The organism is Halomonas jincaotanensis (assembly GCF_018448785.1).
In the GTDB taxonomy this organism is placed as follows: domain Bacteria; phylum Pseudomonadota; class Gammaproteobacteria; order Pseudomonadales; family Halomonadaceae; genus Halomonas; species Halomonas jincaotanensis.
On the sequence record NZ_JAHCLU010000006.1, the window covers coordinates 61,375 to 85,357 of the forward strand.

Consider the following 23,983-nt stretch of genomic DNA (forward strand, 5'->3'; position numbering starts at 1 on the left):
GCCTGCAGGGAAGCTGTGGACGAAAAGCCGCTTTGTCCACCGCACCCAAACCGCACCGCTTATCCACCGTCGAGTACCTGGTTTGTCACCGTGGTCGTGAACATCCGCGTCCTGAGTGGCAAAACCCTTGCGACATCACGGTTTCAGGGCAATAAGGCGATGAAAGCCGTTTATGTTATCCACAGCCATAAAAACATAAAAAAGGCCCTGTCGATAACGACAGGGCCTTGGATGTTGCAAAAACAGCGGTAGGTCAGTGTTTCAAAACCCGCGAAAGAAAGCTGCGGGTACGCTCGTTGCGTGGCGCATCGAAGACCTGTGCGGGAGGTCCTTCTTCGGCAATCTCACCTTTGTGAATATACACGACACGATCGGCCACCTCGCGGGCGAAGCCCATTTCATGGGTGACGATCATCATGGTCATGCCTTCCTTGGCGAGTTCGCGCATGGCATCGAGTACCTCACCGATCATCTCCGGGTCTAGGGCCGATGTCGGCTCGTCGAAGAGCATCAGGCGGGGTTCCATGGCCAGCGCCCTTGCCAGGGCCACGCGCTGCTGCTGGCCGCCGGAGAGCTGGGTGGGGTATTTGGCCGCTTGATCGCTGATGTCGACGCGCTCCAACAGCCGCTCGGCGGTTTCGGTGGCATCTTCCCGATTCCAGCCTCGTACCTTCATCGGCGCCAGCGTGACGTTGTCGAGCACGCTAAGGTGGGGAAAGAGGTTGAACTGCTGGAAGACCATGCCGACTTCGGTACGGATCTTCTGCAGTGCCTTGGTCGCCTTGCCATGGGGCACCAGATCGTTGCCGTCGACCTGAATATGCCCTTGCTGGAACTCTTCCAGGCCGTTGATGCAGCGGATCAGCGTCGACTTGCCCGAACCGCTGGCCCCGATGACGACCACGACCTCGCCGGAAGCGACGGCCAGATCGATGTCCTTCAGCACGTGGAGACTGCCGAAATGCTTGTTGACCTTGTCCAGGCGCACGATGGGGTCGGCGCCGGAAAGGGACTCGTCATGGTTCATGTCACGCATTCCTTATTGTCCGACCAAGCCTTTGCGCTCGAGCATGCGCAACGCAAACGAGAGGGTGAGGGTGATCGCCAGGTAGAGCATGGCGACCATCAGATAGACTTCCAGGGCGTTGAAGGTGGTGGCAATGTAGACCTGGCCCTGGCGCACCAGCTCACCGACCCCGATCACCGAGAACAGCGAGGTGTCCTTGATGCTGATGATGCCCTGGTTGCCCAGCGAGGGAATCATGCGCCGGAACGCCTGAGGCCAGATGATGTAGCGGAAGGTCTGGCGTCGCGAGAGACCTAGCGAAAGGCCCGCCTCGCGTTGACCGCGCTCGATGGACTGTACGCCGCCACGCACGATTTCCGAGATATAGGCACCGGAATTGACCGCGATGGCGGCGATACCGGCGACCAGCGCATTGATCGGGCTACCGATAATTTGCGGCAGGCCATAGAAAATGAACAGCACCTGGACCAATACCGGGGTGCCACGGAACACTTCGATATAGACCACGGCTGGCACACGCAGCCAGGCGGTGGGGCTGATTCTCAGCAATCCGAAGAGGATGCCGATCAGAAAGCCGATGGCAAGGCCCCCAAACGAGATCAACAGCGTGTAGGGGATGCCCTTCAGCAGAAAGGGAATGGAGCCGAAAGCGGCCTGCCAGTCGAATTGAAAGGTGACGTCCACAAGGTTCTCCCATCAAGAGGCGTCGTAAAAAGAGAGGAACGGCGAGATAGGATGACCAAACGCAACGGGGTCGGGCACTCGACCCGACCCCGTACGGCGTTTAACGTGCGAGCTTACTCGTCGCTGTCGCTGCCGAACCACTTGGCGTGGATGTCATCATAGGTGCCGTCTTCTTTCATCTCGGCCAGGGCCTCATTGACGGGCTCGACCCATTCACTACCCTTGACCAGCACAATGCCGTACTGCTGGCCTTCATAGAGAGGGCCGACGACCTTGACGCGACCTTCGCCACGGGTCTGGGAGAAATACCCCACGTTGGGCGCGTCGTAGAAGACCGCATCGACACTGCCGCCGAGCAGGGCCATGTACATGTCGCTGCTACCCGGATAAGGCGTGATGTCGGCCTCGTCGCCGAGGTTTTCCTCGAGATAGTCGTAGCTCGTCGAGCCGACCTTGGTGCCGATCTTCTTGCCCTTCAGGTCCTCGATTTCCTCGACGCTGTCGTCGTCGGCGCTGACCAGGATACGCAGGCCGCTGTCGTAGTAGGGATCGGAGAAGTCGACGATCTCGGCGCGTTCCTCGGTAATGGTCACGCCGGCGATGGCGATGTCGACGTTACCGGTCTGGATGGCGGGGATGATGCCATTGAAGTCCATGGTCTCGAGGTCGTACTCGAACCCGGCACGCTCAGCGACTTCGCTGATGATGTCCATGTCGAAACCCACCATCTCGCCGGTTTCCTGGTCCATCATCTCGAAGGGGACGAAGCTTGGGTCGGTGACCACCGCCAGCGGCTCGTCATTGGCGCTGGCCAGGGGCGCGGTGCCCATTCCCAAGGCAATGCACGAGGCCAAGGACGCCATTTTCAGTTGATGTTTCATTACGTTTCCCCAATGGATGAAATTATTGTGGTGTACGTCATCAACCATGGCGAGTTAGCGAGTAAGCGTCAAGCCGGGGGAAATCAATCGCTTCCCTGATGGGTTAACGCTCAGGCGTCAAACCATGAAGGAGGCCCCGCACCCGCAGGTGGTGGTGGCGTTGGGGTTCTGGACCAGAAATCGAGCACCGGCGAGGCCTTCCTCGTAGTCCACCGTTGAGCCGACCAGGTATTGATAGGAGAGCGGGTCGACTACTAGGGCGACATCGCCAAAGGGGATCAAGGTGTCATCCTCCGCAATGGCGTCGGCAAAGTCGAAACCGTACTGGAAGCCCGAGCAGCCCCCGCCGGTCACGTAGACCCGCAACTTGAGTTCGTGATTGTTCTCTTCCTCGATCATGCTCTGCAGGCGCGCTCGGGCGCCGGCGGAGAGCATCAAGGGGGTAGGAACGAAGGATTCTGCACCGCTCATGGGCGGACCTCCCCAGAGCCGAGCAGCCCTATGGGCAGGACCCGGCAGGCTGCTGAATGAATGTTCTCCCGGTGATTATCCCTAATCCCCAGCAAAAGGGTCAACTTTTCCCGATAGGCTCGATGCCTGGCAGAGGTCGAGTCGGCTCAGGGCATGATCGCCGGTGCGTCGAGTCCTGCTGTTTCACGCAGGTGAAACATCAGGTTGAAGTTATGGATCGCTTGACCCGAGGCGCCCTTGACCAAGTTGTCGATCACCGCGAGGACTACCACAGTGTCGCCGTCGTCGGGCTGGTGAACCGCCAGTCGGCAGAGGTTGGCGCCCTTTACGCTGCGAGTCTCGGGGTGACTGCCCGCCGGCATGACGTCGACAAAGGGCTCGCCGGCAAAACGCGTTTCGAAGAGGGATTGCAGCTCGCCAGGCTTCGTGGTCAGCCGTCCCGATCTTAGCCTGGAATAAAGCGTCGCGTGTATGCCGCGGATCATTGGTGTCAGGTGGGGCACGAAGGTGAGGCCGACCCGGCGTCCGGCGGCGTCGCCGAGTCCCTGGCGGATCTCGGGCAGGTGGCGATGCCCGGAGGCGCCGTACGCCTTCATCGACTCGCTGGCCTCGGCCATCAGCGACGGCACCTTGGCCCCGCGGCCTGCGCCGGTGACGCCCGACTTGCAGTCGGCGATGAGGTGGTCGGTCTCGATCAGGCCGGCCTCGAGCAACGGCAGCAGTCCGAGTTGCACGGCGGTGGGATAACAGCCCGGGACGGCGATCAGCCGCGCGTTACGGATCGCTTCACGGTTGACTTCCGGCAGACCATAGACGGCGCGTTCGAGCAGTGCCGGGGCGCCGTGGGGCTGGCCGTACCAGGCGGCCCACTCCTCGGCATCGCGCAGGCGGAAGTCGGCCGACAGGTCGATCACACGAGTCCCCTTGTCCAGCAGTTCCTCCGCTAGGGCGTGGGCGACACCGTGAGGGGTGGCAAAGAACACGGCGTCGCAAGCGCCTAGGCGCTCGATGTCGGGCTCGCTGAAGCACAGCCCGTCATAATGCCCCCTGAGGTTGGGGTACATGTCGTCGACACGCATGCCGGCTTCGGAGCGAGAGGTAATGGCCTCGACCTCAACGTCGGGATGCTGGGCCAGCAGTCTGAGCAGTTCGACGCCGGTGTAACCGGTGCCACCGACTATTCCGACCTTGATCACGTTTTGCTCCTTCCTGACAGTTCGATTTATGGCGACTCATTGAGCCCGATGGATGGGAAGAGTCGTCTCGCCCGATGACAACCGGGGCGGGACCTCTGAGGATGATTATGATACACAAGAGCTGGGTGACCTACCCAACTCAGGGTCTCCCATCAAGACCCGGATGAACAGGACCCTCAGCGTGCCGCGTTTTTCATTCCCCGATCTCAGCCTGGAAGCCTTTCGTCGCCAGTTGGCCAGCGTCGACGCGCTGCCCCAGCTTTGCCTGCTCGGGGTCGTGTCGGGACTGATCACCGGTGGATTGATGGTGGGTTTTCGGTTGTTGCTCGAGGTAGGCGCTATGGCTTTCATGCCGGCAGGGGACCCCGAGGCATTCGAAGGTCTTCCCGCGTTGGGCCGAGCCGTGATGCCGGTGATCGCGGTGGTGATCATCGGCAGCCTGCTGTGGCGCCAACCGGCGGCGGCGCGCAAGCTCGGCGTCGGCCATGTCATCGAGCGGTTGACCTACCACCAGGGCCGTTTTCCGCTGCGCAACTGGCTCAATCAGTGGTGGGTCGGTGTGGTCTCGGTACTCGGTGGCCTTTCGGCCGGACGTGAGGGACCCGCGATTCACCTGGGGGCAGCCGCATCCAGCGGGGTGGGGGAGCGGCTCAGGTTGCCGCACAACAGCCTGCGGGTGCTGGTGGCCTGCGGGACCGCGGCGGGGATCGCGGCCTCGTTCAACACCCCCATCGCCGGGGTCATTTTTGCCATGGAAGTGGTGATGATGGAGTATACTATCGCCGGTTTCATGCCAGTGATTCTCGCCTCTTCCATGGGTGCGGTGGTGGCGCAACTGGTCTATGGTTCTGCACCGGCTTTCCAGGTGCCGACGGTAAGCCTGGGCTCGATGGCCAACCTGCCCTGGATCGTGGTGACGGCCTTGCTGATCGGCCTGCTGGCCGGGCTCTTCATCCATGTGGCCAAGAACAAGAAAATCGCCGACCTGCCCGTCTCGTGGCGGTTGTCGCTGGTCGCCATGGCCACCGCCGGGGTCGCCTGGTGGTACCCCGAGGTGCAGGGCATCGGCTACGACAGCCTGGCGGCGTCGCTTTCCGGTGAACTGGCCATCGACGTATTGGTGGTGCTGGTGGTGGCCAAGCTACTGCTTACCGCGTTGACCGTGGCCAGCGGCATCCCGATCGGCATCATCGGCCCGGTCTTGGTCGTGGGGGCTGCGGCGGGTGCGCTGATGGGCATGGCGGGCAGCTGGATGTGGCCGGGTAACGCGGCTGATCCGGGCTTCTATGCCATGCTCGGCATGGCGGCGATGATGGGCGCGGTACTGCAGGCGCCGTTGGGCGCGTTGATGGCGTTGCTGGAACTCACGCACAATCCCAACATCATTCTGCCCGGCATGTTGGCCGTGGTGGTCTCCGGGTTGACCTCGCGTCAGCTGTGCCGCTGTGATGGTTACTTCATCAGCGTTACGCGTCACGGCCTGCACCCTCTTCAGCAACCCTTGATGCAGGCCCTTTCGCGCGTGTCGGTACCGGCAGTCATGGAGCGCAGCCTGGTGCGCACGCTGCGCATGGTGACGCATGAGCAGGCGCGGCGGCTGCTCGAAGCCAAGCCGGTATGGATACTGATCGAGCGTTCCCGTGACGACAAGCCGACCCTGGCGCTCAAGGCAGCCGACCTGGCGCGCTTCTTGATGGAACACCCTCTGCCACCCGAGGGTGAAGACGGCGAAATGATCGATCTGCTGGAGATTCCTGGCCTGCGACTGGACATGGCGCCGATCCATCTCCAGGCGACCTTGTCCGAGGCCTTTTCCAGGCTCAACGATCAGGCACTGGATGCGCTTTACGTCGAGCACGGTTACCGACCGAAACAGAAGCGGATATCGGGTATCATCACACGCGGTGCTATCGAACGTTACTATCGCTACAACGACCGATCCCCCGATTCGGATTCCCCTTCTTGAGGAGCATTAATGTACCTGTGGATTAAGGCCCTTCACCTCGTCGCCATGGTGACCTGGTTCGCCGCCCTGTTCTATCTCCCGCGTCTCTATGTCTACCATGCCATGGCGCGGGACCGTGATGAGCAACAGGCCATTGCGCATTTTGCGGTAATGGAGCGCAAGCTCTACCGCGGCATCATGACGCCGTCGATGATCGCCGTGCTGGTATTCGGTGGCGCCCTGCTGGTGCTCAATCCGAGCTGGCTGGCCCAGGGTTGGATACATGCCAAGTTACTGCTGGTAGTCCTGCTGGTGGGCTATCATCACCTCTGCCTGGCGTACCTGAAACAGTTCGCCGAAAGGCGCTGTGCGCGGAGCCATGTGTTCTTTCGATGGTTCAACGAGGTGCCAGTGATTGCGTTGCTTCTGATCGTTTTCCTGGCCGTGCTCAAGCCCTTTTGATGGTGATGGTGAACGAGGTGGAGGCCCACTTGCCGGTCGTTCTGGTACTGGCCGGTCATGATCCCACCGGCGGGGCCGGCCTGGTCGCCGATGCCGAGGCGGTTGCCGCCTGCGGAGGCTGGGCGTTAACGATACCTACCGCCCTCACGGTGCAGAACTGCCGAAATGTCACCGAGGTGATGGCAGTGGATCCGGATGCCATCAGGCGCACGTCCGATGCGCTGGGGGAATTCGAGATCGCCGCCATCAAGGTCGGCCTGATAGCGGATATGGCGTCCCTGGATGCCGTGACCGACGTTATTCGACGCCGGCCCGGCGTTCCGGTCGTGGTAGATCCGGTACTCAGAGCCGGCGGTGGCAGTGAGTTATCCACCGCCGAGTTGGTCGATGCCTTTCGCGATAGATTGCTACCCCTTGTGGATATCCTGACGCCGAATCGATACGAGCTGGCGCACCTTTGTCGCGACGCTCTCGAAGACGATACGCATCGTGCGGTGGAGTTGATGAGACAGGGGTGTCAGGCGCTGTTGGTGACCGGCACCGACGACCCGACCGGGCGGGTTCCTGCTGACCGCGTCGAGCACACGTTGCATGCGCCCGATATCAGTCGGCAATGGTCCTGGCCGCGTCTGGAAGGCCGGTTTCACGGCTCTGGTTGTACCTTGGCGTCGTCATTGGCGGCACGACTCGCCGCTGGCGAATCCTTGGTGACGGCCTGCGAGCAGGCTCAAGCCTTCACCTGGCAGGCGTTGGCCCATGGCTGGCAGCCGGGACGAGATCAGTCGCTACCAAGGCGGCTCTGGCGGCTTCCGGCGGTGATAGAATCTGCCACCCAGACGCTACGCAATTGAGAGCTGGCCATCGTTGCGGCAAGCACCGAGAATGGGAAAATAGTTCGCGTCAGGGCAGGCTTTTTAACGTCTTTTCACTGCTTGCTCGCAACTTGTCCAGAGATTTATCCACAACTTGAGGTAGACATGACCACTTCCGCTCAGCTCTTCGAACAGGCTTGTCGCCATATTCCCGGTGGCGTCAATTCGCCGGTACGTGCCTTCAAGGGGATGGATCGTCCGCCGGTGTTCATGGAGCGTGCTCTGGGGGCCTGTCTGTTCGACGTCGAGGGTAAGCGTTACGTTGACTATGTCGGATCCTGGGGACCGATGATTACCGGCCATGCCGACCCGGATGTGCTTGGGGCGGTGCGTGAGCGCCTCGACAACGGGCTCTCCTTCGGCACACCCACGGCCCTCGAAACCACCATGGCCGATCTGGTCTGCGAGATCATTCCCTCCATCGAGATGGTGAGAATGACCAGCTCCGGCACCGAGGCCACGATGTCGGCGATTCGCCTGGCGCGCGGTGTCACGGGGCGCGACAGAATCGTCAAGTTCGAAGGCAACTATCATGGCCACTCCGATTCGTTGCTGGTCAAGGCGGGCTCGGGAGCGCTGACCCACGGTGAGCCGAGCTCACCGGGCGTACCGGCCTCTCTCGCCGAGCAGACCATCACCCTGCCCTACAACGATATCGATGCCGTGGAGCAATGCTTCGAAGAAATCGGCAGCGAGATCGCCTGCATCATCGTCGAGCCGGTCGCCGGCAACATGAACTGCATTCCCCCCCAGCCCGGCTTTCTGGAAGCGTTACGTCGGGTCTGCAATACCCATGACAGCGTGCTGATATTCGATGAGGTGATGACCGGTTTCCGCGTTGCTCTGGGCGGCGCCCAGGCGCATTACGGCGTCAAGCCGGACCTCACCTGCTTGGGCAAGATCGTGGGCGGCGGCATGCCGGTTGGAGCGTTCGGGGGCAGTGAGACGATCATGTCGAATATCTCGCCGCTAGGACCGATTTACCATGCCGGTACCCTGTCGGGGAACCCGCTGGCCATGGCCGCCGGGGTGGCACTGCTGACCAAGCTGCGTACACCGGGGTTTCACAACGCCTTGGCACAGCGGGTTGATACGCTTTGTCACGGGTTGCAGGAGCGTGCCGATGCGGCAGGCATCGAAATGATCACGCAAAGCGCTGGCGGGATGTTCGGGCTTTTCTTCACCCGCCAAAGCCGTGTCGACAACTTTGCCCAGGCCACTGCCTGCGACGGCGATGCCTTTCGCCGCTTCTTCACGGCGATGCTCGACGAAGGGGTCTACCTGGCGCCGTCGGCTTTCGAGGCCGGCTTCATGTCTAGTGCCCACACCCCAGAAGATATCCAGCTGACGCTGGACGGTGCCGAGAAGGCTTTCGCGAGACTGAATCGAAAGAACTAAGCCGCCTCGCGATAAATCGCAGCACTTGTTCAACAAACAGGGAAAACGCCCGATGAGCCTGACTCGAAAGGACGACGCCTCATCCCACGACGTAATCTTTGAGTGGGACGCATTGGTCGACGATTTGGTCGCCTATCATCGAACCCCCACGGCTCAGGGTGTGTCCGCTGATGACGGACGACAGGCGACGAACCAGTTTGTCCATGGTGAGATCGCCGCTCTGCGGGAACACCTTGCTGGTGCTGAGGATGGTCAACGCTTGGCACATCTCGAGCACTGGCTGGAAGAAGAGCTTGGACGTCTTGCGCCGGTAATGGCCAGACGCAATGATCATCGGCGCCGCAGTTGGGCATGGGAGTATCCGAACAGCCGGCTTTGTCATCAGGGGAGGTCGCTGTTGTGCAACGCCATTGGACAGAATCTCCCGGGGGATGGCGAAGGGGTAATGCTGGACGCTGCGAATGATCTGGCTTCACTATTGGTACGGCTGGAACTCTGCGGAGAACCTCTCCTCGCTCATCGGGCCCTGGATCGCTATCTGCGTCTTACTGGCGACTATGAGCTGACGCAGGTGCTGTCGCTGTTCCGGGTCTGCCAGGCGTTGGCTGGCGCAAGGCGTGTCCTGCAACGCCTGTCGTCACCGGGTCAGGATCCTGAGCACCCGGCGTTGCTTGCCGAGATCATGGGGGAATGCCGCCAGCACTTCACCCTGGCTGAGCGTTATGCCAACTTCCGCTTTCCGCCCTTGGTGATCTCGGTCGGTGTCCCGGGCAGCGGCAAGAGTCGCTTCACGGTGAACCTGGTCGAGCGCTTGGGTGCGATACGCCTCTGTTCCGATGTGGAGCGTCGCCGTCTTGCTGGAATCGATCCACAGGCAGAGTCGACACCTCCTCCTGTGGATATCTTTACCGCCGGGGCTACCGAGCAGACCTATCAACGGCTCGCCGAGCTCGCCGGCATCTCACTGGATGCCGGCCTTTCGGTCTGTGTGGATGGAACCTTTCTGCGGCGCTGGCAACGCGACCTGCTGCGTCAGCAAGCCGAAGCCAGAGGGCTACCGTGTCTGATGGTCAGCTTCGAGGTGGACGAGGCCTCTCTACGACGACGTATCGAGAAACGCGCACGCCGTCATCAGCTGCCGGTGGAAGAGAGTCTGTCGATACTCACGCGTCAAATGGCGCTGTTCGAAGCCTTCGGCGACGAGGAACGGCTACATCTGGTACATCTCGACACCACTGCCGATAATGCCACCGACACCTTGGTGACGTTGATTCAGCGGCATATTATTTGACAATGGTTTCAATCGGCAAGTGAAGCAGAGGGGTAACACTGAGGCCTCTCTTCTTCTAAGATCATGCGCGAGGCGGTCACCGAACAGCCACTGCTCAAGCCGATGGCGAAGGCCCTGGCGACACTGGAGCGGCACGCCGAGCAGGTGGTAAGGCGATGGATGTCCGGCCTGACCAACGCCCGTCTGGAGGGCATGAACGGTCTGTTCCAAGACGCCCGGTCACGCGCACGCGGCTACCGGAACGAGGCCAACTTCATCGCCATGATTTACCTGATCGGCAGCCCGGTGGGCCGCTTGCTTGATCAAGCCAAATCCACATGAAACGTCGAAGACATGATGGATTGACCTGCCTCACCTCAACGTCGTGGGTTACGTTGAGGTGGGGGCACCTAAACCCAGAGCCACTATTGAGGGAGGCAGGTCATGACACAGTCTAACGCAACGCATCAAGCCGTTGTTGAGCGCACTGACGCCGAGCGGCTCAGCGCCGCCAGCGACGTCCATGCCGCCTATATTGGCTTGGACGTGCACAAGGCCACCATTGCGGTATCCCTCGCCGAGGCAGGGCGGCATGAGCCCGAGTTTCGTGGCGAGATCCCCAACGCGCCCAAGGCGATCGACACACTGGTCCGCCAACTGAGCCAGCGTTTCGAGGGGCAGCCTCTACTGTTTAGCTACGAGGCCGGCCCTTGCGGCTATGGGGTCTACCACCAGATTCAGGCCAGTGGCCATGACTGTGAGGTGGTCGCCCCGTCCTTGATCCCCCAGCGTGCCGGGGATCGCGTCAAGACCGACCGGCGAGACGCGAAGATGTTGGCACGTCTATCGCGTTCCGGTGAACTGACGCCGGTGTGGGTCCCCACCCCGGAGCAGGAGGCGGTGCGCGACCTGACGCGGGCCCGTGAGGACATGAAGGCGATCGAGTTCAAGGCCCGGCAACGCCTGGGTGCCTTCCTGTTGCGTCATGGCAAGGTCTATGCCGGCAAGAGCAAGTGGACGCAGGCCCACTTCCACTGGCTGGAAACGGTTCGATTCGACATCCCCGTTCAGCAGATCGTGCTGGAGGAGTATGTCGATGCCGTGAAGGAGGCTCAGCGCCGCGTGGCTGGCCTGGAAAAGCAGATGGCAGCGGCATTACCGAGTTGGTCGCTGGCCCCGGTGGTCGAGGCGCTGATGGCGATGCGCGGCGTGAGCCTGATCACGGCAATGCCGGTGCTCGCTGAACTCGGTGACATCAGCCGCTTCGACTCGCCCCGTCAGCTGATGGCCTACCTGGGCCTGGTGCCCAGCGAGCACTCCAGTGGCGGCAGACGGCGCCAGGGCGGCATCACCAAGACCGGCAACGGTCACGTACGACGCGTGTTGGTGGAGGCCGCCGGCGCTACCGCTTCCCGGCGCGCAAGACACGCATCATCCAGCAGCGAGCCGAGCGAACCTCGCCGACGATCCAGGCCATCGCCTGGGAGGCACAAAAGCGCCTGTGCGGGCGTTACCGCCGGCTGATGGCCACAGGCAAGATCAAGCAGCAGGTCATGACGGCGGTGGCGCGAGAGCTGATGGGGTTCTTGTGGGCGGTTGCCTGTGAGGTCATGGGCAAACCTCACGGCAGCCGAGCCACGGCATGATGGCCACGTCCCAGTGCCTACGTGTCAGGGAGCGTCGGGCCGGTTGGAGACCCCCTGGCGGTTCTATGAGGCCCTTGCCTTCCGGGCCAGGATGACCCTCGAACGAAGAGCTGGGTAGCTCCGCGACGAAGTGATGACAGGTCGGTACCCAACCCACGAATACCAGAGAGATCCACCGTCGCTGATAGCCCTTCGCTTCCTGACCCGTAGGCATTGAGGAAACCGAATGCACTGGAGATAACCGAACCATTGACAGGTCAATCCATACCAGAACCCCATTTCATCGATAGCTTTTTGTTCTTCGACCCCGCTACCGGGAACTCCTGCAGAACTCGTTCCCGGCGACGAGGGCCGCTGTGCCTGAACGGGCTGCCCTGCGATGGTCACGATCACGAGCAATAGAGAAGAAGCCTTGATAGGCCCCAGGGTTCTCATGACGGATCGTCCTTACCCCGGCTCCGACCGCGACCCCGGCTCAGGGGAGGCGGAGCCCCCAGGTTTTGCCTTGCCCAGTTCACTGCCTGGATACGGTTATGGACCTTGATCTTGCGGAAAATGTTATAGAGGTGGGACTTGACAGTGTGTTCACTGACAAACAGCCGATCGGCAATTTCGGTATTTGAAGCCCCGGTGCCCAACATGGCGATCAATTCCAATTCCCGGTGGGTCAGTCCACAGACGGGACGGTAGGAATTGAGCTGCTGGCGGCGAAAGAACAGGATCATTCGTGTCATCAAGGAGCGCGACATCCATAGATGGCCCTTCATCAGGTTATCAATCCCCTTGCAGATCAAGAGCAAGGAGTCGCTTCGATAGAAGATGCCCTGAAAATTGATTCCCGAAAGCACATCGGCGGCATGATCTTCGTCACGTAGATTGAAGGCTGCCAGCGATAGGGTCTCGTCGTCTGCCGCCTTCGTGTGCCAGTGCTGTAGACTGGTTTCGTCAATATGGTCGGCATCAACCAGTATCACGGTATGCTCAGCCTCAGTGGGCTGCCATTCCATGGTCGGAGTCACGACCGTAACGTCGCAGTCAAGCTGCTTATGCAAGTAATCCGTGAATAACTGGGTCTGAGGATTGTTGAGTGTGACCAACAACACCAAGTTTTTATCTTGATTCATCATGCATTCCCTGCTGGTTGTGCGCCAGTCGGCCCTGCGTAGTGACGTAGCTGCGCTGTGAAGTGGATAACCGTAGTGAAGTGTTGGTCATTTTGTTAACTAATGTAACTATTTTTTTTTCATAAGCAGGGAGTATAGAATGATAAAAAAGCACTATGGCGATAAACATTCATTATAAATCATATGCTTAACATTATATTAGAAAAATTGATTTAAGGTGGGTTGTTACAAAAATGGTTGAACTTTTTTGTGACTCGCCCTCATTCTATCCCGTTTTGTGCCTGGCCAACGGCCCCTATCGTTTCGTCCAAGTCGCTTTCAGTAACACCCTCATGCTGCCCCGACGTTTCCCTGCTGGTGTCGGGCCCGTAGAATGGCCCCTCTGTCCCTGCTGAGAGCCCTGTGACGATGTCCAATCCTCTGGTGCTGGCCAGCGGCAATGCCGGTAAATTGCGTGAGTTCCATCGACTGCTCGCTCCGCTGGGACTCGAAGTACTCCCTCAATTAAACTTTCGCGTGACAGATATTGAGGAGACGGGTCTCACGTTTGTCGAAAACGCCCTGCTCAAGGCTCGCCATGCCTGTCGGGTTAGTGGTTTGCCTGCGTTAGCGGATGACTCCGGACTGGAAGTCGATGCCCTGAATGGTAGCCCAGGAATCTACTCCGCTCGCTTTGCCGGTGAGCCGAGAAGCGACGCACGCAACAACGCGCTATTACTCGATAGGTTGTCTGAGGTTCCCGAGGGAAGCCGTGAGGGTCGCTATTGGTGCGTGCTGGTGTATCTGCGCCATGCTGAGGACCCGGTGCCATGCATTGTGCAGCAGGCGTGGGAAGGCGAGATTCTCGCTCATCCTCGTGGAGATGGCGGGTTTGGCTACGATCCCTTGTTCTGGTTGCCGGAGCTTGGTATGAGTGCCGCCGAACTCTCGGCTGATGAAAAGAACCGGCTGAGTCATCGTGGACGAGCGCTTCAGGCATTGGTGCAAGCCTTGGGCCATCCTTTATCAGGTGTCGTGCATGACTGAGTTGACCCCGCTACCCCCGCTTTCGCTCTATGTCCACGTGCCTTGGTGCGTGCGCAAGTGCCCCTACTGCGATTTCAATTCCCATGGAATGGGCCGTGGCGCCGAGCCTCCCGAGACGGCCTATCTTGACGCCTTGATAGCCGATCTAGATGCTGATTTGTCGCTGGTGACGGGTCGACAGCTGGTCAGCATTTTCATCGGTGGGGGAACGCCGAGCTTGATGTCGGCTGACTTCTACCAGCAGCTTATTACTGCCATAAAGCGCCGCTTACCCTTGACCAAAGGGTGCGAGATTACCCTCGAAGCCAACCCCGGCACTCTGGAGCGCGGTCGTTTTGCGGGCTACCGCTCGGCGGGTATCAATCGTCTGTCGCTAGGAATTCAGAGCTTTCAGGATGCCCAGCTGTATGCGCTGGGCCGCATCCACTCCGGTGACGACGCGGTGGTAGCTGTGCGGGAGGCTCGCCAGGCTGGCTTTGATAACCTTAATCTGGACCTGATGCATGGGCTACCGGGTCAGACGTCTGAGTTGGCGCTGGACGACATCGAACATGCGTTGTCACTCTCGCCCGAACATCTCTCCTGGTATCAACTGACGCTTGAGCCCAACACCGAATTTTATTCCTCGCCCCCTGTGCTGCCGGAAGAAGAAGTGTTGTGGGATATCCAGGATCTGGGCCATGAACGTCTGCATGAGGCTGGCCTGGTGCGTTACGAGATATCCGCCTATGCGCGTCAGGGGCGACGCGCGCAGCACAATGTCAATTACTGGCAGTTCGGCGACTATCTCGGTATCGGGGCCGGGGCGCATGGCAAGCTCAGCATGTCTGGTGTAGATGGCTTGCATATCGAGCGGCGCTGGAAGGTGCGACAACCGGATTCCTACCTGCAGCGCCTGAACGATCTGCGAGGCTTCGTTGCCGGGAGTCAGCCTGTCGTCGAGCATGAGCTGCCCCTGGAGTTCGCCATGAATGCGCTGCGCCTTGTTGAGGGAGTGCCCATGTCGAGCTGGGAAGCATATACTGGCCGTGAAGCGACGCAGCTCGCCAAGCGTCTGGTGTCGGCTCGTGAAAAAGGACTTCTGGTGCAAGACAGCGACCGGCTGCAGACATCCCCGCAGGGACTACTATTCTTGAACGATTTGCTGACCATGATCAGTGACGAGCCGGTCAGCAACGCGAGACATTCGTCAACCCGAGAGAGACTGACTTCATGACCAACGTATTACGCTTGATAGCCCCGCTGGCGGCCGCGCTTCTGATTGCCGGTTGCGCCACCACCGACCCCTATTCCGGCCAGACCCAGCGCAACAAGACTGGCGTCGGGGCGGCGGTTGGTGCGGCAGTGGGAGCGGCAGCCGGTGCGCTTAGTGGCGACGGCAGCACGAGCCGCCGTGATCGTGCGCTGATCGGGGCGGCCGTGGGTGCCGCTGCCGGCGGCGGTGTGGGCGCCTACATGGATCGCCAGGAAAACCAACTGCGCCAAAGCGTGCAAGGCACCGGAATCGAGGTGGATCGTCGCGGCGACGATATTGTGCTCAACATGCCGAGCAGCGTGACCTTCGGCTTTGATTCCAGCGAACTTACCTCGAGTGCACGCACTGCCTTGAATGATGTGGGGTCGGTCCTTCAGCAGTATCCGGATACGCGTGTCAATATTGCTGGGCATACCGACAGTACTGGCAATGACAGCTACAATCAGCAGTTGTCCGAGCGTCGTGCCCAGGCGGTGGGTAACTATTTGTCTCAGTCCGGTGTTACACGCGATCGTCTCAATATGACCGGGTACGGGGAAAGCCAGCCGGTGGCGAGCAACGACAATGAGCAGGGGCGTGCTCAGAACCGTCGGGTCGAGATTACCTTGACGCCGATTCAGGACCGCTTCGAGCAGCAATAATTGGGTCCAGAAAGACTGGACGCATGGGGCCCGCCACTATCAAAGTGGCGGGCCCCTTCGCTTTCCGCTATATGAGTATCCATACATGCTTTCCTACCAGCATGCCTACCACGCCGGTAACTTCGCCGATGTTCACAAGCATCTGACGCTGTTTGCTGTCATCGACCACCTGCTGCGAAAAGCCTCTCCGATCACCTATATCGATACCCATGCAGGTCGCGGTCTCTATCCCTTGGCAGCCGAGGAGACGGCGAGGCTCCAGGAATACCAAGACGGCGTCGTGCGGCTTTGGCAGGCGCGGAACCGTCTCAGCGAGACGCCGCTGCTCGGCGAGTGGCTCTCGGCGCTGGGTCGGGTCCAGGATCAGGATAACCGGCTCGACTACTATCCCGGCTCACCTTGGTGGTTATCCGATCGGCTGCGGCAACAGGACAGTCTCAAGCTCATCGAACTGCACCCAGTGGAGCATGGTCATCTAATGCAGCAGTCCCTGCCATCCAACGTGCAGCGATTGCACGGCGATGGACTCAAGGAACTGGATCGGCGACTACCGGTGAAGACGCCACGGCTGTGCGTGCTGATCGACCCGAGTTACGAGCGCAAGGACGAGTATGACGAGGTGGCCAGGACAGCCATCAAGGCCATGGCCAAGGTGCGCCATGCAGTGTTGCTGATCTGGTATCCACTACTGCCATCAGGCCGGCACCGGGAATTGCTTGATGCCCTGCGAACAGGCGGCCTGCGCAAGGTGTGGCGCAGCGAGCTTATCCGCCCGGCGTCCCTGGGCCAACAGCATGGGATGCAGGGTAGCGGGATGCTGGTGATCAATCCGCCCTGGGGACTGGAGGAGCGCCTTGTCACGGCCATGAGCGCTATCACGCTTCTGCTCGGCGAAGCGGTTCGCTACCAGCATGATTGGTGGGTAGTCGAGTAGCCAGATGGCCTCACTTGCCGATGCAGAAACTTCCGAAAATCTCGCCGAGCAGGTCGTCGGCGCTGAATTCCCCGGTGATCTCGCCCAATGCTTGCTGGGCATCTCGCAGATCCTCGGCGAGCAGTTCACCGGCGCCAAAGCCACGTAATTGACTCTCGCCGTTAGTCAGCGCTTGCTTCGCGCGGTCCAAGGCGTCCAAGTGGCGTCGCCGGGCTGAGAAGCGACCCTCTGTGGTCATGGAATAGCCCATCACCGCCTTGAGATGCTCCTTCAGCGTTTCCACCCCGGCGCCGGTCTTCGCCGAGAGCCGCACGATCGGCGTTGCCGCTGATACGCTGACTCCCGGCGCTTCTCGGCTGGTATCGATCTTGTTGCGCACCAGCGTAAGACGTGAGGCGTCCTGCAGGCGATCAACAAAGTCGGGCCAGATGGCCCTGGGGTCGATTTCCGTCGTGGTGCTGGCATCCACCAGCAGCAGGATACGATCAGCTTTTTCGATCTCGGCCCAGGCGCGGGCCACGCCGATCTTCTCGACGGCGTCTGGCGTGTCCCGCAACCCGGCCGTATCGATGATATGCAAGGGCATGCCGTCGAGGTGAATTTGCTCGCGAAGCACGTCACGCGTGGTGCCCTCGATTGCGGTGACGATGGCAGTTTCATGTTCGGTCAGCGCATTGAGCAGGCTGGACTTACCGGCGTTGGGGCGTCCGGCAATCACCACGTTCATACCCTCGCGCATCAGCGCCCCCTGACCCGCGGCGATGCGCACCTGGCCAAGTTCCTTGATGACAACCTGGAGCATTTCGGCGACCTTGCCATCGCCCAGGAAATCGATCTCTTCCTCGGGAAAATCGATGGCCGCCTCGACATAAATACGCAGTTCGATGAGTCGCTGGACCAGCGCCTGCACACGATGTGAAAACTCACCCTGCAGTGAGCGCAAGGCATTCTCGGCGGCGGCGCGTGAGCTGGCTTCGATGAGATCAGCGATGGCCTCGGCCTGGGCCAGGTCGAGCTTGTCATTGAGAAAGGCGCGTTCGGAGAATTCGCCGGGGCGCGCCAGGCGCGCGCCTAATTGAACACAGCGCTCCAGCAGCAGGTCCATGATCACGGGGCCCCCGTGGCCCTGCAGTTCCAGCACGTCTTCACCGGTGAAGGAGCGAGGCCCAGGAAAGAACAGGGCGATGCCCTCGTCGAGAATGGCTGTCTCGCCGTAGAAGGGGCCGTACTGCGCCTGACGAGGGGTTGGGGTATGAGGCAGCATGGCCGCTGCTATCTTGCTGCAGGTCGGTCCGGAAACACGGATGATGCCCACACCACCGCGTCCCGGCGGGGTGGCGAGAGCCGCGATGGTGTCCTGACGATAAAGCATGTCCGGCATCGTCTTCTCCTCGGGGTGCAGCGCCATTGTCGGTATCGTTTGTCACAAACACCAGGCCCCCGCACAAAGGCGGGGGCCTGGAGGTGGACAGCAGGGTGAGGCCTATTTGGTCTTTAGGCCCTTGCCGATGCTGGGGTCCCTCTCGATCTTGCGCGTGATCACGTACTGTTGGGCAATCGAGATGCAGTTGTTGACCACCCAGTAGATGACCAGACCAGCCGGGAACCACAGGAAGAAGAAAGTGAAGACGATTGGCAGCATCTTCATGATCTTCGCCTGCATGGGGTCCGGCGGCGTCGGGTTGAGCTGCTGTTGGACGAACATCGAGGCGCCCATCAGGATCGGCAGGATGAAGTAGGGGTCCTTCACCGACAAATCTTGAATCCAGAAGATGAACGGCGCATGACGTAGTTCCACTGATTCCAGCAGCATCCAGTACAGGGCAATGAAGACCGGCATCTGCACCAGGATCGGCAAACAACCACCCAGAGGATTGATCTTCTCCTTCTGGTAGAACTTCATCATCTCCTGGGACATCTTCTGGCGATCGTCGCCGTACTGTTCCTTGAGACGTTGCATCTCCGGACCCAGTTTGCGCATGCGACCCATGGACTTGTAGGCCTTGGCGGAGAGAGGCCACAGTGCCAGCTTGACCACGATAGTCAGAACCACGATGGACCAACCCCAATTGCCGAGCAGGTCATGGATCTGATCGAGAAGCCAGAACAACGGATTGGCAATGAACCATAGCCAACCGAAATCGACGGTCAGTTTAAGGTTGGGCGCCACCTGTTCGAGATAGTCCTGAACCTTGGGGCCCATATACAGGGTGGCGCCGAGGCGTGCCTGTCCGTCGGCTGCCAGGTTCTGGGTCGCACCAGCGAAGGCGGCGACATTACGATTCTGCGAGTCGGTCGTCGCGTAGTAGAGGTTTTGCTGATCTTGGGGTGGTGCCCAGGCGGACACGAAGTAGTGCTGGATGATGGCGACCCAGCCACCTTCGGCATCCCGGTTGGGGAAGTCGCCACTCTTGATGGCATCGAAGTCGATCTTCTGGTATCGGTCCTCTGGCGAGGAATAGGCGGCTCCCAGGTAGGAGCTCATCCCCATGGCAGGACCGCTGGTGGGATCCGGGCTCTCATCGCGGGCCAACTGGCCAATGAAGCGGGTCGTCAGGGCCTCTTCGGTGTTGTTGGTCAGAAAATATTCGACGTCAACTGCATAGTCCCCGCGCTCGAACGTCAGCCGTTTAGTGATGTCGACACCGTTTACCTCGGCAGTCAGATCCACCTCCAGGCGATCGTCATCCTGCGTCATGCGATACTCGTTCTGCTCGGCACTGAACGCGATGCGTCCCTCGTGGCCTTCCAACTGGAGGCCGGAGCGGGCCACATAGCTGCGCGTCTGGCTGTCGGAGAGCAGAACATAAGGCCGATCGGAGTCCAGCGTGAGGCGATGGTCGGGAAGCGCCGCGTAAACGATATCGCCCCCTTGAGGGTCGATTCGTACGTCGAGCACATCAGTGACCACTGCTACCAGATCGCGGGTATTGTCGGTGGCCGGGGCGTCGGGCATTGCCTCGGCACCTTGATCCTGGCTCGAGGAGGTCGAGGGGACCGCCAGGTCACCTCCGTTGGTGTCAGCAGGTTCGCGCTGCTCGTCGCCGGAAATGGCCGGGGCGTCGGGCAGCGTGGTCACTTGCCCGTAATCCTGATTCCACTGCACCACCAGCAAATAGGCGAGCAGTGCCAGAGGAACCAGCAATAGGAGTCGTTTTACGTCCATGAGGGATCTGCCCGATGGGGGGTTAACATTCCGATAGCCATCTTGCGGCTGCATGCCTGATAGACGCAAAAGCCTGGCAGGGGCAGGCTGCATGTCGGTCGCGACGATACTTCGCTTGGTGCGCTAGCAAACAGGCGGTTCCGGATAAGGGCCGTCATACAGTCTCCATGAGGCTGTCGATTGGCTTGACTGAGACGTGGTGGTAACGGTGGTCGCACGAGGTTTATCGCTTTAGGTCGTTATCAATGACGCATTGCGTGCATCACGCTCAAGGCGTCGCCACATACCGTGGATCTGACGATGCAAGGTGTCATTATCCAGCTCCTGGACCCCTCGCTTGGCCAATACGACAATATCCACAGCGGGCAAACGGCCTTGTTGCAAACGCACCGACTCACGGACTAACCGTTTGAAGCGGTTGCGATCAACGGCACGTCGAACGTTCTTCTTGCTCACGATCAGCCCGAGCCGAGGATGACCCAATTCATTGGGCATGGCCAAGGCCATTAGCCCTTTGCCATGAACCTTGTAAACAGCTTTGTCGAATACATTCCTGTACTCCTCGGCGTTCAGCAAGCGAAGACACCGAGGGAAGCTCTGACGAGACACTAATGAGCCGCGTTCAGGCGCTTAGACGCTTGCGACCCTTGGCGCGACGACGTGCCAGAATGGCGCGACCGTTCTTGGTTGCCATGCGAGCACGAAAGCCGTGCACACGCTTGCGCTTGAGAACGCTAGGTTGAAAAGTGCGCTTCATAACTGGTTATTCCCACGTGATTTTTTAGACAAATCGGCAAGTTCGAGACATCTGAGCTACCCGTTAGGGTATCAGGGGTCGTTTGACTCAAGACCGGAAATTGTAGTGATTTCGCTGCGCGGGTGCAATTCTTCTTGTCGATATGCTGAGATCAGGCCAGGAGAAACATCGACGAAACCCGCGAGTGAAAGGCTGGCTCGGCATCCGGCACAGGTGGCTGCACGGACAATGCTGGGGATCTTTTCTGTTGATAAAGCGTAAAATATTTTAATTATCAGTAATTTAATGTGTTATTTGTTTTGTGAACAAAGCATACAATTGTAGCTTGACCATCCTTATCCGATGCTCTGAGCGGTGAATGTGATTCACACGTGAGGCGGTGCGTAATCGAAGAGAGGTGCCTGGTTTGTCTTAGGATGCGGCTTTTAGAGGATGTCGTTTTCCACAATCTATCGCAAGGCAGGGCTCGTGTGGATAACTTTGCTGCTGGACGATACAATACTCGGCCGTTTTCCGATCAATGGTGAGGTCGCGTGTCGCTTGCGCTTTGGCAACAATGTCTGGACTCCCTACAGGACGAATTGAGCTCACAGCAGTTCAATACCTGGATCCGTCCCCTGCAGGCGGAAGAAGGCGAGGCCAATGAGCTGTGTCTGCTGGCGCCGAATCGGTTTGTCCGTGACTGGGTCAGCGACAAGTATGCCAAGCGTATCAGTGAGCTGATGCGAGATCTCTCGCCGGCCAAGCCCCCGAAAGTAGTGTTGACGGTGGGCAGTCGCCGTCGAACTACCCCCCCTCAGCCGCGCGATCTCGGCAACCCCGTATCAGCGACACCACCAGTCCAGCAACAACCCGGAACGCCCTCGGTGCGAACGCCGAGGCGGGGTACGAGAGATGATGAGCGTGAGATAGACGTGCTACGCGAGGAACAGGAGGGGACGCGTCGGCCCGCAGAGCGGCAGGTACAGGTGGAGGGTGGCCTCAAGCATCACAGTGGCCTTAATCCTAATTTCACCTTCGAAACCTTCGTTGAGGGTAAATCGAATCAGCTTGCCAGAGCGGCTTCTCGACAGGTTTCCGAGAATCCCGGCGGAGCTTATAACCCATTGTTCCTTTACGGTGGCGTAGGCTTGGGCAAGACGCACCTAATGCATGCAGTGGGCAACGCTCTGTCCATTCGACGTGAGAATGCGCAAGTGATTTACCTGCATTCCGAGCGTTTCGTGGCCGACATGGTCAAGGCACTTCAGCTCAACGCCATCAATGACTTCAAGCGTTTCTACCGTAGTGTCGATGCTTTACTGATCGATGATATTCAGTTCTTCGCCGGTAAGGAGCGTTCACAAGAAGAGTTCTTCCACACCTTCAACGCTCTTCTTGAAGGTGGCCAACAAATGATCCTGACCTCGGATCGTTATCCCAAGGAAATCAGCGGTGTAGAGGAACGTCTCAAGTCACGTTTTGGATGGGGTTTAACAGTTGCCATTGAGCCTCCCGAGCTCGAGACGCGTGTGGCGATTCTGATGAAGAAGGCCGACCAGGCGAAGGTCGATCTGCCAAATGATGCAGCCTTTTTTATTGCTCAGAAAATACGCTCCAACGTGCGTGAGCTGGAAGGCGCCCTGAAAAAGGTGATTGCCGACTCCCATTTCATGGGTAAACCGATCACTCAAGATTTCATTCGTGAGTCACTCAAGGATCTGTTGGCGTTACAAGACAAGCAGGTTGGCGTCGATAACATCCAGCGTACCGTAGCCGAATATTACAAGATTAAGCTTTCCGATCTCTTGTCCAAGCGGCGTTCGCGTTCAGTGGCCAGGCCTCGTCAGGTCGCCATGGCGCTAGCCAAGGAGCTGACCAATCACAGTTTGCCGGAGATCGGCGATGCTTTTGGGGGGCGTGATCACACCACCGTCTTGCATGCCTGCCGCAAAGTGAAATCCTTGCAGGAAGAAAGCGCGGATATCCGCGAAGACTACAAGAATCTGCTGCGGTTATTGACGAGCTGAACATCAGTAACCCCGCTCAGTTGGCCGCTATGTACCGGTCATCACCCCTATCAGCACAAGATGTGGAGCTGACATGAAATTTTCCATCTCCCGAGAAGCTCTGCTGCGCCCGTTGACGCTGGTTGCCGGCGTAGTGGAGCGTCGCCAGACCTTGCCGGTGTTGTCCAATGTGCTCATTCAGGTCGATAACGATCAGTTGGCACTAACCGGCACCGATCTTGAGGTCGAGCTGATCGGGCGCACCGTCGCTAGCCTGGTAGAGACCCCCGGTGCCGTTACAGTGCCAGCTCGCAAACTGATGGATATCTGCAAGTCGTTGCCGGAGCAGGCCGATATTCAGCTCGCACTGGAAGATGGGCGTGCCGTACTGCGTAGCGGTCGCTCGCGATTTACCTTGTCGACGCTTCCCGCCGCCGAATTTCCCAACATTGAAGAGAGCGAGGGGAGTACCGAGCTGAGTCTGCCGCGAGGAACACTCAAGCAGCTGATCGACACGACGTCCTTTGCGATGGCGCAGCAGGATGTTCGCTATTATCTCAACGGTATGCTGCTTGAGCTACGTTCCAATCTGGTGCGTGCTGTGGCCACCGATGGCCACCGTCTGGCCGTGTGCGCGCGTCCGGCGGAAATACACGTTGAGACGCCACAGCGATTGATCGTACCGCGTAAGGGCATTATCGAGCTCGCCAGGCTGCTGGACGACAGTGATGAGCCCGTTACGCTGACCTTAGGCTCCAACCACCTGCGTGCGCACACCGGTGATTTCACGTTCACGTCTAAGCTGGTGGATGGCAAGTTCCCCGATTATGAACGTGTGGTCCCCAAGGGCGGCGACAAGGTGCTGATTGCCGATCGTACCGAGTTGCGTCGGGTGCTGTCACGCACGGCGATTCTGTCCAACGAAAAGTATCGGGGTGTCCGCCTTCACTTGGAGGAGGCCAACCTCAAGGTGATGGCGAATAACCCTGAGCAGGAAGAAGCCGAAGAGAATGTGGCCATTGAGTATTCAGGCCCGGCGATGGAAATTGGCTTCAATGTCGGGTATCTGGTCGATGTGCTGGGTGTATTGGACGAGGATCGCGTCCAGATGACGCTCGCCGACTCCAACAGTAGTGCTCTGCTAGAAGAGCCTGGCGGCGGCGATGCGCTGTATGTCGTCATGCCAATGCGCCTCTAAGTGGAATAGTGGCGCTTCCCCAGCGTCGCCTAACGGACTTCC

General features: G+C 59.5%; 21 protein-coding genes and 2 pseudogenes. 13 read left to right on the plus strand and 10 right to left on the minus strand.

Going from position 1 to position 23,983, the window contains the following annotated elements:
- Window positions 1–253: 253 nt before the first annotated feature.
- The 5 genes from KG088_RS06900 to argC all read right to left on the minus strand — a co-directional run bounded on the left by KG088_RS06900 (window position 254) and on the right by argC (window position 4,259).
- The gene (locus KG088_RS06900) at window positions 254–1,027 is read right to left on the minus strand and encodes an amino acid ABC transporter ATP-binding protein (RefSeq protein WP_250148114.1); all 774 of its coding nucleotides are present in this window, start codon (window positions 1,025–1,027) and stop codon (window positions 254–256) included.
- Between the two features lie 12 nt (window positions 1,028–1,039).
- A complete protein-coding gene (locus tag KG088_RS06905; protein ID WP_213824771.1) occupies window positions 1,040–1,711 on the minus strand; it encodes an amino acid ABC transporter permease in 672 nt (223 codons plus the stop codon).
- 113 nt (window positions 1,712–1,824) lie between these two features.
- Window positions 1,825–2,592 (minus strand): transporter substrate-binding domain-containing protein, encoded by a 768-nt coding sequence (locus tag KG088_RS06910; protein WP_213824772.1) that lies wholly within the window; start codon window positions 2,590–2,592, stop codon window positions 1,825–1,827.
- 117 nt (window positions 2,593–2,709) lie between these two features.
- Complete coding sequence (erpA, locus tag KG088_RS06915) at window positions 2,710–3,063, minus strand: iron-sulfur cluster insertion protein ErpA (RefSeq protein ID WP_213824773.1); 354 nt, start codon at window positions 3,061–3,063, stop codon at window positions 2,710–2,712.
- A gap of 146 nt (window positions 3,064–3,209) precedes the next feature.
- Window positions 3,210–4,259: an N-acetyl-gamma-glutamyl-phosphate reductase gene (gene argC, locus KG088_RS06920; protein WP_213824774.1), complete on the minus strand. Its 1,050-nt coding sequence runs from the start codon at window positions 4,257–4,259 to the stop codon at window positions 3,210–3,212.
- Between the two features lie 181 nt (window positions 4,260–4,440).
- Here argC and KG088_RS06925 point away from each other — a divergent pair, with 181 nt between their 5' ends.
- The 7 genes and pseudogenes from KG088_RS06925 to KG088_RS06955 all read left to right on the plus strand — a co-directional run bounded on the left by KG088_RS06925 (window position 4,441) and on the right by KG088_RS06955 (window position 11,852).
- On the plus strand, window positions 4,441–6,225 hold the full coding sequence (locus KG088_RS06925; RefSeq protein WP_213824775.1) for a chloride channel protein: 1,785 nt from the start codon (window positions 4,441–4,443) through the stop codon (window positions 6,223–6,225).
- Window positions 6,226–6,234: 9 nt separating this feature from the next.
- Entirely contained in the window at window positions 6,235–6,666 is a 432-nt protein-coding gene (hemJ, locus tag KG088_RS06930; protein WP_213824776.1) for a protoporphyrinogen oxidase HemJ, read from the plus strand.
- Between the two features lie 5 nt (window positions 6,667–6,671).
- Window positions 6,672–7,517: a bifunctional hydroxymethylpyrimidine kinase/phosphomethylpyrimidine kinase gene (gene thiD, locus KG088_RS06935; protein WP_213824907.1), complete on the plus strand. Its 846-nt coding sequence runs from the start codon at window positions 6,672–6,674 to the stop codon at window positions 7,515–7,517.
- Between the two features lie 126 nt (window positions 7,518–7,643).
- The gene (hemL, locus tag KG088_RS06940) at window positions 7,644–8,936 is read left to right on the plus strand and encodes a glutamate-1-semialdehyde 2,1-aminomutase (protein ID WP_213824777.1); all 1,293 of its coding nucleotides are present in this window, start codon (window positions 7,644–7,646) and stop codon (window positions 8,934–8,936) included.
- A 52-nt stretch (window positions 8,937–8,988) separates the two neighbouring features.
- A complete protein-coding gene (locus tag KG088_RS06945; RefSeq protein ID WP_213824778.1) occupies window positions 8,989–10,227 on the plus strand; it encodes an AAA family ATPase in 1,239 nt (412 codons plus the stop codon).
- A gap of 66 nt (window positions 10,228–10,293) precedes the next feature.
- Window positions 10,294–10,548: pseudogene (locus KG088_RS06950) on the plus strand (transposase); the annotation flags it as partial.
- A 192-nt stretch (window positions 10,549–10,740) separates the two neighbouring features.
- Window positions 10,741–11,852, plus strand: a pseudogene (locus tag KG088_RS06955) (IS110 family transposase).
- A 431-nt stretch (window positions 11,853–12,283) separates the two neighbouring features.
- Here KG088_RS06955 and KG088_RS06960 read toward each other — a convergent pair.
- Window positions 12,284–12,979, minus strand: a complete 696-nt coding sequence (locus tag KG088_RS06960) for a response regulator transcription factor (RefSeq protein ID WP_319941398.1) — start codon at window positions 12,977–12,979, stop codon at window positions 12,284–12,286.
- Window positions 12,980–13,384: 405 nt separating this feature from the next.
- On the opposite strand from KG088_RS06960, the gene rdgB reads away from it, so the two are divergent.
- The 4 genes from rdgB to KG088_RS06980 all read left to right on the plus strand — a co-directional run bounded on the left by rdgB (window position 13,385) and on the right by KG088_RS06980 (window position 16,832).
- Window positions 13,385–14,002, plus strand: coding sequence for an RdgB/HAM1 family non-canonical purine NTP pyrophosphatase (rdgB, locus tag KG088_RS06965; RefSeq protein ID WP_213824780.1), 618 nt, complete (start codon window positions 13,385–13,387; stop codon window positions 14,000–14,002).
- On the plus strand, window positions 13,995–15,218 hold the full coding sequence (gene hemW / locus KG088_RS06970; RefSeq protein WP_213824781.1) for a radical SAM family heme chaperone HemW: 1,224 nt from the start codon (window positions 13,995–13,997) through the stop codon (window positions 15,216–15,218). The genes rdgB and hemW overlap by 8 nt, the downstream gene beginning before the upstream one ends.
- Window positions 15,215–15,898, plus strand: coding sequence for an OmpA family protein (locus KG088_RS06975; RefSeq protein WP_213824782.1), 684 nt, complete (start codon window positions 15,215–15,217; stop codon window positions 15,896–15,898). Before hemW ends, KG088_RS06975 begins: the two co-directional genes overlap by 4 nt.
- Before the next feature lie 85 nt (window positions 15,899–15,983).
- Window positions 15,984–16,832, plus strand: coding sequence for a 23S rRNA (adenine(2030)-N(6))-methyltransferase RlmJ (locus KG088_RS06980; RefSeq protein WP_213824783.1), 849 nt, complete (start codon window positions 15,984–15,986; stop codon window positions 16,830–16,832).
- 10 nt (window positions 16,833–16,842) lie between these two features.
- Here the strand turns inward: KG088_RS06980 and mnmE are convergent, their stop codons facing one another.
- The 4 genes from mnmE to rpmH all read right to left on the minus strand — a co-directional run bounded on the left by mnmE (window position 16,843) and on the right by rpmH (window position 20,755).
- Window positions 16,843–18,213, minus strand: a complete 1,371-nt coding sequence (gene mnmE, locus KG088_RS06985; RefSeq protein ID WP_213824909.1) for a tRNA uridine-5-carboxymethylaminomethyl(34) synthesis GTPase MnmE — start codon at window positions 18,211–18,213, stop codon at window positions 16,843–16,845.
- A 102-nt stretch (window positions 18,214–18,315) separates the two neighbouring features.
- Complete coding sequence (yidC, locus tag KG088_RS06990; RefSeq protein ID WP_213824784.1) at window positions 18,316–19,998, minus strand: membrane protein insertase YidC; 1,683 nt, start codon at window positions 19,996–19,998, stop codon at window positions 18,316–18,318.
- Window positions 19,999–20,229: 231 nt separating this feature from the next.
- Window positions 20,230–20,607: a ribonuclease P protein component gene (gene rnpA / locus KG088_RS06995; protein WP_213824785.1), complete on the minus strand. Its 378-nt coding sequence runs from the start codon at window positions 20,605–20,607 to the stop codon at window positions 20,230–20,232.
- Window positions 20,608–20,620: 13 nt separating this feature from the next.
- Complete coding sequence (gene rpmH / locus KG088_RS07000; RefSeq protein ID WP_213824786.1) at window positions 20,621–20,755, minus strand: 50S ribosomal protein L34; 135 nt, start codon at window positions 20,753–20,755, stop codon at window positions 20,621–20,623.
- A 533-nt stretch (window positions 20,756–21,288) separates the two neighbouring features.
- On the opposite strand from rpmH, the gene dnaA reads away from it, so the two are divergent.
- The gene (gene dnaA / locus KG088_RS07005) at window positions 21,289–22,764 is read left to right on the plus strand and encodes a chromosomal replication initiator protein DnaA (RefSeq protein WP_213824787.1); all 1,476 of its coding nucleotides are present in this window, start codon (window positions 21,289–21,291) and stop codon (window positions 22,762–22,764) included.
- A gap of 73 nt (window positions 22,765–22,837) precedes the next feature.
- A complete protein-coding gene (gene dnaN / locus KG088_RS07010) occupies window positions 22,838–23,941 on the plus strand; it encodes a DNA polymerase III subunit beta (protein WP_213824788.1) in 1,104 nt (367 codons plus the stop codon).
- Window positions 23,942–23,983: the final 42 nt, after the last annotated feature.

Coding starts and splice junctions, on each gene's coding strand:
- KG088_RS06900 (WP_250148114.1), bottom strand. CDS start 1,027: ATGAACCATGACGAGTCCCTTTCCGGCGCCGACCCCATCGTGCGCCTG.
- KG088_RS06910 (WP_213824772.1), bottom strand. CDS start 2,592: ATGAAACATCAACTGAAAATGGCGTCCTTGGCCTCGTGCATTGCCTTG.
- erpA (WP_213824773.1), bottom strand. CDS start 3,063: ATGAGCGGTGCAGAATCCTTCGTTCCTACCCCCTTGATGCTCTCCGCC.
- hemJ (WP_213824776.1), top strand. CDS start 6,235: ATGTACCTGTGGATTAAGGCCCTTCACCTCGTCGCCATGGTGACCTGG.
- thiD (WP_213824907.1), top strand. CDS start 6,672: ATGGTGAACGAGGTGGAGGCCCACTTGCCGGTCGTTCTGGTACTGGCC.
- hemL (WP_213824777.1), top strand. CDS start 7,644: ATGACCACTTCCGCTCAGCTCTTCGAACAGGCTTGTCGCCATATTCCC.
- KG088_RS06945 (WP_213824778.1), top strand. CDS start 8,989: ATGAGCCTGACTCGAAAGGACGACGCCTCATCCCACGACGTAATCTTT.
- KG088_RS06960 (WP_319941398.1), bottom strand. CDS start 12,979: ATGATGAATCAAGATAAAAACTTGGTGTTGTTGGTCACACTCAACAAT.
- rdgB (WP_213824780.1), top strand. CDS start 13,385: ATGTCCAATCCTCTGGTGCTGGCCAGCGGCAATGCCGGTAAATTGCGT.
- hemW (WP_213824781.1), top strand. CDS start 13,995: ATGACTGAGTTGACCCCGCTACCCCCGCTTTCGCTCTATGTCCACGTG.
- KG088_RS06975 (WP_213824782.1), top strand. CDS start 15,215: ATGACCAACGTATTACGCTTGATAGCCCCGCTGGCGGCCGCGCTTCTG.
- KG088_RS06980 (WP_213824783.1), top strand. CDS start 15,984: ATGCTTTCCTACCAGCATGCCTACCACGCCGGTAACTTCGCCGATGTT.
- mnmE (WP_213824909.1), bottom strand. CDS start 18,213: ATGCCGGACATGCTTTATCGTCAGGACACCATCGCGGCTCTCGCCACC.
- yidC (WP_213824784.1), bottom strand. CDS start 19,998: ATGGACGTAAAACGACTCCTATTGCTGGTTCCTCTGGCACTGCTCGCC.
- rpmH (WP_213824786.1), bottom strand. CDS start 20,755: ATGAAGCGCACTTTTCAACCTAGCGTTCTCAAGCGCAAGCGTGTGCAC.
- dnaN (WP_213824788.1), top strand. CDS start 22,838: ATGAAATTTTCCATCTCCCGAGAAGCTCTGCTGCGCCCGTTGACGCTG.